The following is a 15,264-nucleotide window of genomic DNA, read 5'->3' as shown; positions in this document are numbered from 1 at the left end:
GTCCGCGCGAGCGGGCGCCGGTTTTGCTTTGGGCCCCAGCCGCCTTCACGAATCGCGTGAAGCGGCTAGCGCGGCGGCTCGGCGCCGGGCAGCGCGATGGCCGATTGGCGCAGCACCAGCGCCGGACGCACGTCGGGCAGCGACAGCGGCTCGAGCGCGTCGCCGACGATCGGGGCGAGCAGCTTGAGGGCGGCCATGTTCCCCATCTCGCGGATCGGCAGCCGCACCGAGGTGAGGTTCGGCCAGACCCGCGCCGCCATCGGAAGATCGTCGAAACCGACGATCGAAAGCTGGGCAGGCAGATCGAGGCCGCGCTCGCGCGCCGCCTGCATCACCCCGATCGCCATGTCGTCATTGAGCGCGAAGATCGCGGTCGGCGGATCGGCGAGGCCGAGCAGCCTGTGCCCCATCTCGACGCCCGATTCGAACGTATAGGCGCCTGCCACGTCGCAGGCCGGATCCAGGGTGATCCCACGCTCGGCAAGCGCCGACAGGAAGCCTTGGCCGCGGACTTCCGACGAGCAGAAGGAGGAGGGCCCACGCACGAGCGCGATGCGCCGGTGTCCCTGGTCGACGAGCCAGCGGGCAGCCTCGGCGGCGCCGAGCTGGTCGTTGGTCGTGACCATCGCCTCCGGCTCGTCGAGCGCGAGGGCGGCGACCCGGACATAACGGCAGCCAAGCTCGCGGAGCAGGGCGATGATGCGCTCGTCCTCGGAAAGCGGCGGCGGCAGGATCGCGCCCGCCAGCCTTTGCCGCTCGACGAAGCCCCTGATGTCGTCGAGCAGCGAGGGCGCCTCGCGGGAGCAGGGATGCACGACCAGCTCGAATCCCAGGGGTCCCAGCGCGTCGAGGACGCCGAGCTGCATGTTGACGACGTAGGTGGGGCTCGGATTGTCGTAGATCAGGCCGACGAGGAACGAGCGCCGGAAGGCGAGGCTGCGCGCCTGGAGGTTCGGCGTGAAGCCGAGCGCGCAAATGGCGTTGTCGACCCGCTCGCGGACGTCCTCCCCGACCGTCGCGACGCGATTGATCACCCGCGAAACCGTCTTCTTCGAGACTCCGGCGAGGTGCGCGACGTCGTTGATCGTCGGCCGCTTTCCGGGGCCGGACGGAGTGTGCTCGTTGTCAGGCACGTCGGTCATCGTCCCCTCCGCGTCCGGGCGCCGGTTCCCGCGCGGCGCTGATCACTCCTGCCGCACCCTGGGACGGAGTGCGGATCCTCAATAGCAGTGGCGTGCCCATGGTCGACAGCCGCGCGATCAGCGTCCGAGGAACCCGAGCCGGCGTGCCCAGGCCTGCCAGTCCTGCGGCCAGCGCGATGCCGGCCGATCCGAAGCCAGGCTGAAGCCGAAGCCGTGGCCGCCCTCCTGGTAGACGTGAAGCTCGGCCGGGACCGCCGCGGCGGCAAGCGCGGCGTACAGGGCGAGACTGTTCGCCACCGGTACCGTCCGGTCGTCCGCAGCGTGGAAGACGAACGTCGGGGCGAGGCCGGATCGGACGCGCTCGTTGAGGGCGCGGGCCGCCTCGGCGCTCGCCTGGACGGCGCGGCCGGGCCGCGCGCCGATGTTCATCACGGCATAGCCGAGCACGGCCATGTCGGGTCGTGCGGAGAGGCGGTCGGCCGAATCCAGGGGATCGTAGACCGACGCGTCGTAGCGGGTAAGCGACGCCGCCGCGAGGTGGCCGCCTGCCGAAAATCCCATCACGCCGATCCGCGACGGATCGATGCCCCAGCGGGCGGCATTCGCGCGCACCAGGCGGACGGCGCGCTGCACGTCCTGAAGCGGAGCGTCATAACCGGCCGCCCAGCCATCGGCGGGCAACCGGTAATGGAGCACGAAGGCCGTGACGCCCTCACCGGTCAGGTAGCGGGCCCCACCCGCGCCTTCCTTGTCCACCGCCAGCCGCACGTAGCCGCCGCCGGGGAGCACGATCATCGCGGCGCCGTTCGGCCGAGCCGGTCGGAAGACCTCGAGGATCGGGCGCGACACGCGCATCACCGCGCGATCGTGCGCAGCCGGTGATCCACGTTCGAGAACGAGGCGGCGCGTGCTGACGCCGACGGATCCCGGGATCCTTCCCTTCGGCCAGAGCTCGATCACCTCGCTCGAGAGCAGTCCCGCCGGTTCCGGCGGCGCCGGGATGACGACCGGCCGCTGGGGGGTCCCGGTCAGATCCTCGCCCGCGGCGGGCCAGGTCTCGCCTTGCGGCGCCTGCGCCAGCGTCGGCGAGGCCGCGGCCGCCGCGAGCGTGATCGCCATCAGGTCGCGTCGGCTGAAGCCGTCGGTCATTTCAACACCACCTCGTTGTTGGTGCGGCTGATCTCCGCCGGCTGGCCATCGAGGGAAAGCCGGACGCGCACGCCGGCCGCGGGCGCACCGCGTGGCAATCCGATCGTCGCCACCGCCGTCTTGGGCCGGAGGTCGTCGGGCGCGGAAAGGGCGGGGAAGCGGCCGCGGCCGATCTCGCGCCCGCCTGCCTCGACGATCACCTGCCCTGCCGGCGAGGCTATGGCGCCGAGCCCGTGGACCGTCACGCGCATCCTGTTGCCGGAGACGCGGACGTCTTCCGGATCGATGCCGACGTCGGGGCGCGTCCAGCTGGGCTGACCGGCTTCGACCAGGTCCAACTCGATGACCGACTGGCCGGGCGGCAGCGACAGGCGCGTCTCCTCGCCCGGCCCGAACCTGACGATGCTGCTGCGGGGCGCATCGGCGCGGTCGTCCTGGTTCGCGTCCCTCCCCTCCGCGAGCGTCCAGCGGCCGGGGACCACGTCCGCCCCGACCATCGTCGCCTCCACGGGCACGCCGGTCAGATTGTAGGCGATCAGGCGGAGCTTGCTGCCCGAGGCCTCGGGAAAGAGCAGGGCGACGCTTTCGGCGCTGTCCGGTCCGGAGAAGCGCCACGACACGCGATTGCCGGGGAAGATCTGGCCGCGCCGGGAGGCGACCCCGCCGAGCCGCGAGCGCTGCAGGATCTCGGAGGGAATCTGGACGCGATCGGTCCAGAGCTCGCCCTCGGTCATCATCGACATGCGCTGGCTCGCCGACTGGATCTCGGCCGAATAGAGCTGTTCGAGATAGCTCTTGTCACCGGACGTCTGCCACGCACCGAAGCGCGCAAGGGCCAGGCTGCTCCCGGGACCACCGGTGTTCGACTGGCGGTAGGTGCTGGGCTCGCTGGCCGCTTTCTCGAAAATAGGCCCCCAGGTCTCCCGCTGGCCGAGCTCGGTCATCACGTCCGGGCCGAGCCCGACCAAGTTGCGCGGCGCGCCGGGCAGCAGGGGCCCGAGATATTTCCGCTCGCCCGTCCAGCGATAGGCGGCCCAGAAGGCGGAGGTCGAACCGCCGAGCCCGAGGCCGGCCGTGTTGCCGGCGGGGCCGCCCGGCTCGAATTCCGCATCGCTCGGCCAGTCGATCTGCGACGGAAGCGTCACGCCTTCGCCCTCGGCGGGCCTGGCGTGCGCCAGGAAGCCGTCGAGCGTCTGGACGATCGAGGCCCGCGTCCGCGGCGATCCGTTCCACTGCACCAGGAGCACACCCGGGTGGAACATCAGGAAGTTGTTGCCCTTCTGCCGCTGCCAAGGTCCCTCGCGCCACATGTCGCCGGCGGCAAAGGAGTTGGAGACGAAATGCCGGTGCCCGGCAGGATTGACCTCGGTCAGATCGTCGTAGCGCCGTGCGGTCGCCATCAGCTGTTCGATCGCCCGCGGGCTGCCCCAGTTGAGCAACGCATATTGGGCGACGGTGTTGATCCCTTCCTCGTAGGAATGGAGCTCGTCGGCGCGGATGGTGTTGAGGCCGTTCGTGATCATGCCGCTGCGGTAGATGGCGTCGAGCGTCGCCCCGACGCTCGCCCGAATGCGCTCCGGCTCGAGTCCCATCAGCGCGATCGGCGGCCATTGGTGGAGAAGGTCCGAATCGTCCGAGAGGCCGCCGCCGAAGCCGCCCTCGGGAATCTGTCGGTGATCGATCCACCAATCGACGAAATGCCGCGCGAGCTTCAGATCCTCGATCTGACGCTGCGCCCAGAGCGGCACGCCCGGCGTCGGCGCGCTCTGCGTGAACGGCGGCGGCGGCTGGTCGCCATTCTGCTCGGCCCAGTAGATCCGCCCCACGCGATTGTCGGGATCGGCGCGGAGCAGATCGGTGACGTCCCGCTCGAACTGCTCGTAGACCGGCAACAGCTTGTTGTTCGGCTGCTCCTCGACGAATTGCGCCAGCGCGCCGCGGACCTGCTCCTCGCGGTCGGCGACATGCTCGGCGAGCGCCGCCTCGCGCGGCTTGAAGACCAGGGAGATGCCGGCGCCGTCCAGCGCCGCCGCATCGAAATCAGGGCTGGCCGATGCGATCTGGAGGTAGACGCTGCGATCGCCCGGCAGCAGCCGGTCGCGCGTGTCGAGGAAGAGGGTTCGCGCCTCGCCCGGCTTCACCGACACGTTGACGTCGATCAGGTCGCGGTCGGGCCACAATGGGTCCTTGATACGGACGTTGAGCGGGATCAGCCCGCCATGGGTGGCGGTCGCGCGAAGCGCCGGGATCCGGAGCTCGATCCCGTCCAGCCCCTCGGCCATGTTGGTCCAGCCGTAGCTGAACCGCGCGACCGGATCGCCCGGTGCCACTGCCCTGAAGTCCGCGGGGATGAGCACATGCACCAGCGGCATCGAACGCCCTGCCCTGGCCGCGCGGGCCTTCCGCGGGGCCCCGGCGGGGAGCGCAACCACCGTCTGCCGCTCGTCGGCGACGAACCGGCCGGCGATGTAGCCGTTCAGCTCCGCGAGCGCCGGGTAATCGACCCCCGCACCCGCTTCCACCACATAGTTGAGCCGGGTCGCGCCCGCAGGCGCTGCGCCGGGCTCGACCATGAACAGACCGATCTCCCGGATCGGCGTCTCCTGGAGCCGGTTCTCGAACCGGAGCGCGCCTCCGGTGCGCGGCTCGGCGAGCTGCAGCACCGTGCGCTCCTGCCCCGGCGGCCTGACGCCGATCCTGGTCTCGTGGCCGTCCTTCAGCGCGGTCAGCGCCCCGTCGGCCGCGCCCTGGATCTCGATCCGGTTCCACGCCCGGTCGGGCAGGCTCAGCGTCAGCGCCTTGCCGCCTTCCGAATAGACGTTCCAGTCGGGCAGGACGAAATAGTCGCTGCGGCCGGCCAGCCGCGAACGATTGTAGACTCCGGGCCAGGTCGTCTCGCGCACGCCGTCATTGCCGCGCCAGAAACGGGCCTTGAGGTCGCGAGCCTCTTCCGGGCGCACCGTGGCGATCCGCGTCGAGGCTGCGGAGAGATAGGGCGGCGGATCGGCCGGGCGGTTGAAGCCGTAGCGCAGCCGCCATTCGTCCCGCCACGCGGCCTGGCCCAGGTCGCGCACCGGCGCTGCCGTGCCGGGCGTCGTTCTACCCTCGGCGAGGGCGAGGACCTCGGCGTCGCCGAGCATGTGGTCGAACGTCGAGACCGCGTCGATATCGCCGCCGCGCTGATAGTCGTAGGCGCTCTGCACCTGGTAGCCGGAGATGATGCGGCTGTGCGGCCCGAAGGCGTAGAGGGCGTTGTCGAGCACCGCCGCCTGCATCCTTCGCGCCGCCGGGCGGCCGTTCACGTAGAGGACGAGCCCCTTCGCCTCGTCCCAGGCGAGCGCGAAGTGGGTCCACCGGTCCTTGTCAGGGGCCGGGGCATCGAACGAAACCCGGACGCGCGCCAGGTTTGCGTCGGTGACGAAGGCGTCGAAGCCATGGCCGTTCCAGTCAAGCCGAAGGAAGGTCATGTCCCAGCTGGTGTGATCGGGATAGCCGACGCGGAAGATGACGAACTGCCGGCGGCCGATCGGCTGGTGCGATCGCCAGAAAAAGGACAGGGTGCCGCGCTGCGCGTAGAGATTTCCGGCAGCGCCCCAAGCCAGGATCTGGTTGTCGGCAGCCCGGGCGGCGCCGCCCTGGGCGCCATCCGCAACCAGATCGACATTCTCGAGGAACAGCGGACGCGCCTCGCCGGCCCCCCTCTCCGCCTCGAACCCGGTGTCGAGCGGCGCGCTGAACAGCAATCCGGCCTCGGCACCGGAGTCCGCTTGGGCCGCGACGGGCGCCCCGGAGACCAGCGCGGCGGAGGCGAGAAGCAGCGTACGAAGCATCATCTGGGCCTTTCCTGATCGTCTCCTGTCCGGCCGGCGGTCCTCGCCGCCTGGCCGCTCGCTGCCGTCCCTCAGTTCGGCGCCCCCGAGCTTTGCCCGAGCCGGTAGGCCGGCGTGGTGGCGACGACCGCCGGCGGCACGGCCGGCGGAACGAGTCGGGCAGCGCCATCGAGGCCCCGCCCCGTCACGTTGGCCATCGCGACCTTCGGGCCGGAGAAGACGTTCACGTCGATGGCCTCGAGAGTGACGTTGCGCATGTTGGCGAGCGTGATGCCGTGCCCGCACGTGCCCTTGATCCCGCGCAGCGTGAAGCCGTCGAGCGGCTTTTCCGGGTGGATGTTGACCGCCTCGACCAGGATTGGAACGTCCTTCACCCGGATGCGCTCGAAGGTGAAGTTGCGCACCGTCGGGATGCCCTCCAGCCCGGCGACCGGGAACTGGTCCTGCTTGCCGCTGTCGAGGAAGTTGAGCCGCAGGAAGCCGTAGCCCGCACCGGAGACGTCGAGATCGCGCATCGTGATGTCCTCGATGAAGGCGCCGCGTCCCGGCCGGCTCTTGATGTAGATGGCGAAGGTATGCGCCTGGAGGCATTGGCACCTCTCGACCAGCACGCGCCGGATGCCGCCGGACGTCTCGCTGCCGATGCCGATGCACGCCCAGCGCTTGTCGCGGAACACGCAGTCGGTGATGGTCACGTCCTCGGTCGGCCGGCCGATCACGTTCCCCTCCATGCCACGGCCGGACTTGAGCGAGATGCAGTCGTCGACCGTATCGAAATCACACCGGTCGATGTGCACGCGGCGGCATGAATCGACGTCGATGCCGTCGGCATTCCCTTTGACCGTGAGGTCGCGGAAGACCGCGTCCTCGCAATAGACCGGGTGGATCGACCACATGTCGTTCTGCTCGGTGTAGAGCTCGGTCACGCTGAGGCCGCGCACATCGACGAACTCGAGCAGCGCCGGGTGGCGCAGGCCCGATTCCGCCACCCGCCGGTGGATCTCCTTCGACGCGACGATCCGCCCCTTGCCGGTCAGGGTGACGTTTCGCGCGTCCTGCGCCCAGACCAGTCCGCTGTAGCCGGGCACCCATCGTCCTTCCCAGCGGACCTGCACGATGGGGTAATCGGCGAGATCGGGCGAGCCCTGAAGCGTCGCGCCGTCGCTCACCCGCAGCGTGGTGTTCGATCCGATGCGGAGCGCGCCGACGAGATAGGTGCCGGGAGAGACGAGCACTTCGCCGCCGCCCATCACCGCGCAGCGGTCGAGCGCCTGCTGCACCGCCGCCGTGTCCTTGGTCTTGCCGTCGCCGCGCGCGCCGAACTCGCGCGGGTCCAGCCGCAGGCGGAGGGCAGGGGTGTCGCTCCTGGCGGGCAGCCGCGGCAGCGCTTGTGCCTTTGCCGTTGCGGACGTGCCGAGCGCGGCGGCGATCGAGGTCAGACCGGCAGCGGCGAGGAAGGTGCGACGATTGGAAAGCATTCGGAACCTCATCGGCTGGGTGGCGGCAGGATCGGGTCGCGCGGGCTGCGCAGGATCGGACGCGGCGCGCCCGGCAGGATCGCGGCGATGTCGTCCGGCCTGAGCGGCTCGCCGACCGAGTTCACCGGATTGACCAGCCGCACCTTCGGTCCCAGCGCCGCGATCAGATCGGGCAGGTCGTAGCGGGTGAGCACGGCGGGAAGGTTGACCTCGGCCATGTCACGGCTGAGCGGCCGCGCTACGAAGTCGCGATAGCGAAGAATGCCGCCGTCGCTGGTCACGGCGGTCACGCGGGGATCGAGGACGCCGACGTGTAGCGCCACCGGCGCGAGCGCGCCGACTCCATAGATTTCCAGCCGGCTCGGATCGACCTCGGCGCGGGTGGCGAGCCAGCTCAGCGCGGCGAGGGCATCGTCGGTCCGCATCCCGATCGGCGTACGCCCGACCAGCAGCGCGCGGAGCGACAGCAAGGTCCAGTCGCCGGTCAGGGGGGACTTCGCTTCCTCCGTGCCGCCCGCACCTCTCGGCTCCAGCGCCAGCACGTTCCAGCCGGCCTGCGTCCAGCGCTCGAACAGGCCATTCGGTGCGGACAGCGCCGTCTGCGGCTGGTTGGCCAGGAACAGCATCGTCGGTCGGCGTCCGCGCGTCGCTGCGCGGGCATACAGGCCCTCGACGCGAAGGCCAGGGGCGGCGTCGAACCCGATACGCGAGAGGGCATAGCCGTCACGGCTCTCCGCCTGCGCCTCGGTGACGGCCGGGGCCGGAGCTCCGGGGGCGACCTGCGTGCGGGCGATGTCGCGGATCGCAATGCGCAGCCGCTCGAGCCGCGCCTGCGCCGTCTCTCCCTGCGGCACCTCCGGCGGCTGGGGCGCCTCACGGGCGATCACCGTCCGCAGCGTCTCGCCGCCACCGGAGGTCACGAGCTGTCCCGTTGGGGTGGCCCAGAGCCGGGTGGGATCACCCGTCACGATGCTCTGAAGGGCGGGCTCGCCGGACGTGTCCTTCAGCCACCGGTTGAAGAAACCGATGATCTTGGGCGCGATCGGAGCGAGGTTACCGTGGCCGCCGGGTCCCTCGATCATCGTGATGCGGTCGCCCGCGCCGAGGATCTCGTAGAACCGGCGCGCTTCCGCATAAGCCGCCCGGGCGCCGGCGATCGGGAACATGTCTCCGGTCGTCGAGACCACCGCATAGGGCCGCGGCGCGGCCGCCTCGATCCAGTCGGGAAGGTCGAGCCCGCGCTCGAGAAAGAAGGGGATCGACTGCTCGGCGTCCTGTGGCCCGGGGCCTCCGGGTGCGAGCAGATGATCGAAGTCGTTGACGTAGCAGGCGGTCGCGGTCGCCTTGATGCGCGGATCGATCGCCGCGAGATAGGCGGTGATGGTTCCGCCGCCGGAGCAGCCGAACGCGCCGATCCTCTGATCGTCGACATCGGCTCGCGCCATCAGCAGGTCCACGCCCCGGATCGCATCCTGGATGAAGAAGCGGGAGACGTGGCCGCCCGTCGGCAGCGCCTGGCCGAACGCCATCGAATGCTCGCCGGTCGGGCGCCCCACCTTGGAGGCTCCGATCTCCGGATCGTAATGCTGGATGCGCTCGCCCTCGCCGACGATGTCGATGGCGAGGACCATGAAGCCCGCGCGGGCGAGGTTCACCGCGAAGCCGTGACCGCCGAGACGGCCGTCGATGCCGTGACCCGGCTGGGTGATGATCGCCGGGAACGGCCCCTTGCCCTCGGAGGGCACGTAGAGATTCGCGGTGACGCGATACCCCGGCAGGCTCTCGTACCAGAGGTTCTCGAGCCGGTAGCCCTCCTCCTCGCTGCGTCCGGTGACCTCGAACGCAACCGGTCCGGTGACGCGTTCGAGCCGGATCATCTCGTCGAGCAGCGCCCGCACCCGGACCTGGCGCAGCCGCGCGTCCTCGGCCGTCGCGATCGCGGCGACGGTGGCGGCGCGCTTTGCCGCCTGCACGCGGGCGAGGCTCGTCAGATGCTCGATCAGACGATCACGCGCATTTCCCTGCGCCGGTGCCTGGGCGGAGAGCGGGGGCGCGGCGAGAAGCAACGCGAATGCTGCGGCGGCAGCCGAACGACGGCTATATCCCTTCATGGCGATCATCCCTCCTCTCCCTCAGCCCGACATGTCGGCGGGCTCGACCGCCGCTCCGGGCGTGGGCCCGGTCACCGCCTCCCCGTTGCGCCGCACGTTCTCGTAGCGCAGGCCCTCGACATGGCTGACGATGTCGGGCTCGGCGGCGCGGACGATCGTGCAATCGACGAGCCGGATGTCGCGGATCGGGGCGTGGGCGAAGCCCTGCAGGTCGAGCACGCGCTGGCAGCGGCCGACCACCATCCGCTCGACGGTCAGTCCCCTGAAGACGGGGGTGTAGGCGCCCTTGGCGCCTTCGCCGTAATTGTAGTCGATCGTGATCGCCGCCCGGCCGACCTGCCCCACCGTGACGTCCCGGACGTGGATGTTTTCCAGCGTGCCGCCGCGCGCCGCATTGTTCTTGAAACGGATCGCCGTGTTGAGCTGGGGGCTGTCCATCCGGCAATTCTCGACGAACACGTTGCGCACGCCGCCGGTGATCTCGCTGCCGAGGGTCACGCCGCCATGTCCGTCCGCGAAGGTGCAGCCCGAGACGATCACATTCTCGGTCGGCCGCTTCAGTCGGCGCCCGTCGGCGTTGCGGCCGGACTTGATCGCGATGCAATCGTCGCCCGTGTCGAACAGGCAGTTCTCGATCAGCACGTCGCGGCAGCTTTCGGGATCGCAGCCGTCGTTGTTCGGCCCATGACTCGAGATCGTGACGCCTCGGATCGTCACGTTCTCGCATTCGACCGGGTGGATCTCCCACATCGGCGACCGGATGATCGTCACGTTCTCGATCAGCACGTTGCGACAGCGATAGGGCTGGATGAATTGCGGCCGGATCGTCGAGCCGGGCCCGAAGACGCGCTTCGCAACGGGCACCTGCTCCTCGGCGAGGCGCTTCAGCCGCGCGCCCGGCCGCTCGGACCCGTCGGCGGGGCTGCGCGTCCAGTTCCACCAATGCTCGCGGTCCGCCTGGCCGTCGAGCACGCCATGACCGGTGATCGCCACGTTCTCGCAGTCGAGCGCGTAGATGAAGGGGGAGATGCCCATCAGCTCATTGCCTTCCATGCGGGTGAGCACCGGAGGGAAGTAGAGCGCGGGATCGCGTGCGAAGCGGATGATGCTGTCGCGATCGACATGGAGTTCGACGTTCGAGCGTAGGTGAATGGGACCGGTGAGCCAGACCCCGCCCTCGACCACGACACGTCCGCCGCCCGGCGCCCGCGAGGCGGCGGCGATCGCTTTGGCGAAGGCTTCGGTGGCGAGCGTCCTGCCGTCTGGCACGCCTCCGAATTGCTGGGGCGTGAAGCGGTTCGCGCGCGGAAAACGCGGCGGCCGGATTCGCCGGCGGATGGCTGCGGCCTCAGCCCAGGCCGGGTCGGCGCCGGACGCCGCCGTCGCGCCGCCTCCCAGGCTCAGGATCGCGACCGCGCAGCACGTTCCACCCAGAAAGCTCCGCCGATTGGTACGAATGGAGTCGATTGGCATCGTTCCGGACCCTCTTCGAGACAAAGACCGCGGCGTCCCCCTGAAGGGACGCCGCGGCAGCGGGAGGCCTCAGAAGCTGTAGCGGACGCCGGCGTAGAACTGCCGCCCGCTCTGGAAATAGTCGCCGACACGTTGGGCGACCGAGTCCGTGTACGAGATGGTCGGCTCGTTGGTGAGGTTGATGCCTTCGAGGCTGAGCGTCAGGTTGTCGAAGATCCGGTAGGAGATCGAGGCGTCCACATAGGTGGAGGATTTCGATCCCCCCACGTCGGTGTTGAAGCCCGCCGGCACCGACGTCAGGTAGTTGTCCCGGTAATTGGCCGAGACGCGCGCCTGGAAGGGGCCGTCCTCGTAATAGACGGTCGCGTTGAACGCGTTCTTCGACAGGTTGAGCAGCGGCTGCGTCACGGTGACGACCGAGCCGTTGGTCGTACTGGTGATGTAGTCGATGTCGGCGTCGACGTAGGTGTAGTTGGCCAGCACGCCGAAATTGGCCAGGAAGCCGGGCAGGAAGGTGAGCGCCTGCTGCAGGTTGAGCTCCAGGCCCTTGAGCGGTCCGCCCGGGGTGTTGATCACGTTCGAGATCTGGAACTGGTCGGCGGGCGTGAGGCCCGTGCCGGCGATCAGCGAGTCCGGCAGCCCGGTCGACGCGAACGTGCCCTGGACGGTCACGTTCTGCACGTAGGTCGAGATGTCCTTGTAGAACAGGCCGGCCGAGAGGATCGAGCCGCGTGCCGGATACCATTCGGCGGCGACGTCGAATGTCGTCGCGCGATAGGGTTCCAGGAACGGATTGCCGGTCGAGACCGAACGCGACGCACCGGCCACCGACACGTTGGTCGCGGCCGAGATGCTGGCGAGACCAGGCCGCGCCATCACCTTCGCCGCGCCGAAGCGGAGCAGGACGTCGCGCGACGGCTCGAGCACCAGGTTCATCGACGGAAGGTCGTCATCGTAGGAGCGACCGACCGTCGTCCATTCGAAGCCGCTCGGGTTCACCGTCGTCGGCACGGTCGCGTAGAAACCCGATTGCTGCCGGGTGTGGACCCGGCGGTATCCGATGTCGCCGCGCACCGGCATGCCGGCGAGCTCGAAGTTGAAGGCGAGCTGGATGTAGCCGCCGGTATCGCGCTCGCCGACCGTCCGGTTGTCGCCGCGGGCGCTCGGCGACGTGGCCGACAGCGCGAAGCGCGGATTGCCGCTGAACACGCCGTAGGCGGAGGCGATGGCGTCGAGGTTGGGCGTCAGCCAGCAGCGATCGGTGCCGGCCGGGAGGGGCAAGCCGTCGTAGCCGCAATAGAGCTCGGTGACCCCCGCAACCGTGGTGCCGGCCGGCAGCGCCGGGATGTTGGTCTCGCCGGCGGCGAAGCGCTGGCCACGCGCGTCGAAATCGTAATGCTTGTGCTGCAAGCCGCCGCTGAGGGTCAGATTGTCGTTGAGCTTGTAGCTGAGATCGATCTGCGCGGTGCGATAGGTATTGTCGTTCCAGTTCGGCCGGAGCCGGATGTCGGGGCCGCTGGCGCCGGTCCCGCCGGCCGCCGTGACCACCGGTCCGATGTACCAGTTGGCCGGATTGGTGACATCGAAGCCGTAGTTGATGGCGGGAAAGTTCATCCCCGTCTCGCGCATGTCGTACGAATAGCCGTCGACGTTCTGCCGATCCATCTGCGCGATCAGATCGTAGAAATTGTCGAAGTCGTTGTTCACGTAGCCGCCCAGCACGCTCATGCTGAAGCGATCGCTGAACTCATGCTCGAGGTGGACGGTGTATTGCTGGAAGGTGGTATCGTATTTGTCGATGTAGTTTTCCGAGCGGATATCGACATTGTCGAGGGCCATGTAGACGGCGGTCCCGTTCTCGTCGACTTCGAGGTCGCGGACCACCACCTCCGGCTTGCCCCCGGTGCTCGCAGGGCGGCTGAGCGAGATCGATTCGAGCTGGCGCTCGTTGCGCACGCCCTTGAACTTTGAGAACAGCGCATCGAAGGTCAGCAGCGTCTGCGGGCCGGGCCGCCACTGCAGCGAGCCGGTCACGCCGGTCCGCTTGGTCTCGAGATTATAGTCCTGATAGCGCAGGAACCGGGGGTAGCGCGTCGTCGCCTGGCTGGCGACGTTATAGGCGGGGAGATTGGTGCCCGCGCAGAGCACGGGCCGGGTCGCCGGATTGCAGAACCCGCCGTCGGCATTGCCCTGCTGCCAGCCGACCGTGGAGACGCCGTTCTGCAGCGTCGTCTTCTCGGAATAAGCGAGCGAGGCCGAGACTCCGAACTCGCCGACCCCGGTCTCCCAGCGGGCGCTCCCGAGAACGGCGAAGCGCGGATCGACCTGCTTCGAAAGATCGTTGTAGCCGGCCTGGGCGGAGACGGCGAGCACGTTGCGCTTCGAATCGAACGGGCGCGCGGTGTGGAGGTCGACGGTGGCGCCGAGCGACCCTTCCTCGACGCTGGCCGAGGGCGTCTTGCGGACGTCGATCTGGTTGAACAGCTCCGAGGCGAAGACGTTGAAGTCGAAGCCGCGGCCGCGGTTCGATCCGGTGGTCGCCTGCGCCTCGATGCCGTTGATGCGCACCCGGGTGAATTCGGCGCCGAGGCCACGGACCGAGATGTTGCGGCCCTCGCCGCCGTCACGCGTGATCGTCACGCCGGGCACGCGGGCGATCGATTCCGCGAGGTTGTTGTCGGGGAACTTGGCTATGTCCTCGGCGACGATCGTGTCGACCACGGCATTGCTGTTGCGCTTGAGGTTGAGCGCACGCTCGAGACTGCCGCGAAAGCCGGTGACGACGATCTCGCCCGAATCCTCCGCGCCGGCGGGCTCGGCCGCGTCAGCGGCCTCTCCTGCCGCCGGATCACCCGACTGGACGGCTTCGCCGGCGGGATCTCCGCCGGACGTAGCCTGTGCGAACGCCGGAGCGTGGAAGGCGATGCCCGCGAGTCCGAGGGCGGTGGCGCTCAACAGATACGAGCGAACTTTGCGCATGGATGATCCTCCCCATACCGATCTCACCGCATGTCCCCGCCTGCTCATTTGAGTCTGTCGGCCACTAAGACACCGGTGTCTCGCACTGTCTTGCGGTTGAGACACCGGTGTCAAGCCACTATTTCCACGGTGCAGTGCAGCATTTTTCCTCGCTGCTTCTTGCCTGGTCGGACGCCGCACTGGCGCACGGCCGCCCGTGCCGGCGCTGGACAGCCGCCGCCCGCCGAAGCACCGGCGCCTATTGCCGCTTTGCTGGACCTTCTTGATTCGAGGCCTGTGCCGCTGAGAGCATCACCAGCGCCGGAGCGGCGCCGGTCAAACGGCCTTCGCGGGAGGTGGTTTGCTTGGCCGTCCGCTCAACATCCTTGTCGCCGTCGTGCGCGCCGCTAAGCTCCGGGAAACAGAGTGGGAAAGAGGTCCCGATGAAGAGTCTTCTCGCCATGCTGCTCGCGGGCGGCGCAATCGCGGCGGCGCAAGCCCAAGCGCCTTCTCCGGCGCCCGCGACGATGGATGCGCTGCGACGCAACTTTCCCGCCGATCACGGCACGCTGGCAGCAAGCCTTGCCGGCAAGTCCATTCGGGAGACGGCGCCGCTGGTTCACGCCGGCATGCAGCGCTTCCTCCAGTCGCACCGCGAGAGCATCGTCGCCGCGCCGCCGGCCACGATCCTCGCGCTGGAGGCCCGCCAGGCCGCGCTTCTGCGTGCGGTGGAACGCAAGGACGTGCAGGTCTGCGCCAGGGTCGGCGATCGCGGGCTGTTCAGCACGGAGATGCTGCCGGCGCTGCCCGTCGCGGGTCTCGACGAATATGGCGCCGCCCTGATCGAGGCCGCCCGCCCGGCTGCGGGGAAAACCGCGGCGCCCGACCCGAACGCTGAAGATCTCACGGCCTGGATCGCGGCGATCGAGAAGATCCAGCCGGATGTTCCGGTGCAGAAGATGCTGCTGGACCGGGAGTTTCGGGCTGCCGCAACGCCCGCCCAGCTTTGCCGCGGCGCCGCGGCGATGCACGAGGCGGTGGCGAAGCTGCCGCAGCCGCAGGCCGAGCGGGTCGCAAGGATGTTGCTGAAGAGCTCGGTCGCCCCCGACGGACCCTGACGACC

At 69.2% G+C, this 15,264-nt stretch carries 8 protein-coding genes; 1 reads left to right on the top strand and 7 read right to left on the bottom strand.

All coding sequences use genetic code 11. The annotated features are described in order from the left end of the window. Window positions 1-65: 65 nt before the first annotated feature. The 7 genes from E2493_RS08110 to E2493_RS08080 form a co-directional block, all read right to left on the bottom strand. Window positions 66-1,142 carry a LacI family DNA-binding transcriptional regulator gene (locus E2493_RS08110; protein ID WP_135085546.1) on the bottom strand — a complete coding sequence of 359 codons (1,077 nt, stop codon included), beginning with the start codon at window positions 1,140-1,142 and terminating at the stop codon, window positions 66-68. Window positions 1,143-1,259: 117 nt separating this feature from the next. After that, window positions 1,260-2,291, bottom strand: a complete 1,032-nt coding sequence (locus tag E2493_RS08105; RefSeq protein WP_135085544.1) for an alpha/beta hydrolase — start codon at window positions 2,289-2,291, stop codon at window positions 1,260-1,262. Then, window positions 2,288-6,124, bottom strand: a complete 3,837-nt coding sequence (locus E2493_RS08100; RefSeq protein ID WP_135085542.1) for a LamG-like jellyroll fold domain-containing protein — start codon at window positions 6,122-6,124, stop codon at window positions 2,288-2,290. The genes E2493_RS08105 and E2493_RS08100 overlap by 4 nt, the downstream gene beginning before the upstream one ends. Before the next feature lie 68 nt (window positions 6,125-6,192). Further along, window positions 6,193-7,599: a glycoside hydrolase family 28 protein gene (locus tag E2493_RS08095; protein ID WP_225421228.1), complete on the bottom strand. Its 1,407-nt coding sequence runs from the start codon at window positions 7,597-7,599 to the stop codon at window positions 6,193-6,195. 8 nt (window positions 7,600-7,607) lie between these two features. Further along, window positions 7,608-9,710, bottom strand: a complete 2,103-nt coding sequence (locus E2493_RS08090) for an acetylxylan esterase (protein WP_167737446.1) — start codon at window positions 9,708-9,710, stop codon at window positions 7,608-7,610. Window positions 9,711-9,731: 21 nt separating this feature from the next. Continuing rightward, a complete protein-coding gene (locus E2493_RS08085) occupies window positions 9,732-10,979 on the bottom strand; it encodes a glycoside hydrolase family 28 protein (protein WP_225421227.1) in 1,248 nt (415 codons plus the stop codon). Between the two features lie 273 nt (window positions 10,980-11,252). Beyond that, window positions 11,253-14,162, bottom strand: coding sequence for a TonB-dependent receptor (locus tag E2493_RS08080; protein WP_167737445.1), 2,910 nt, complete (start codon window positions 14,160-14,162; stop codon window positions 11,253-11,255). Between the two features lie 422 nt (window positions 14,163-14,584). Between E2493_RS08080 and E2493_RS08075 the strand changes: the two genes are divergently transcribed. Then, window positions 14,585-15,259 carry a hypothetical protein gene (locus E2493_RS08075; RefSeq protein WP_135085532.1) on the top strand — a complete coding sequence of 225 codons (675 nt, stop codon included), beginning with the start codon at window positions 14,585-14,587 and terminating at the stop codon, window positions 15,257-15,259. Window positions 15,260-15,264 lie beyond the last annotated feature (5 nt).

Source organism: Sphingomonas parva (ex Maeng et al. 2020) (genome assembly GCF_004564275.1).
Taxonomy (GTDB): domain Bacteria; phylum Pseudomonadota; class Alphaproteobacteria; order Sphingomonadales; family Sphingomonadaceae; genus Allosphingosinicella; species Allosphingosinicella parva.
The sequence above is the reverse complement of the archived record's forward strand: the minus strand, read 5'-3'. Positions and strand labels throughout refer to the sequence as shown.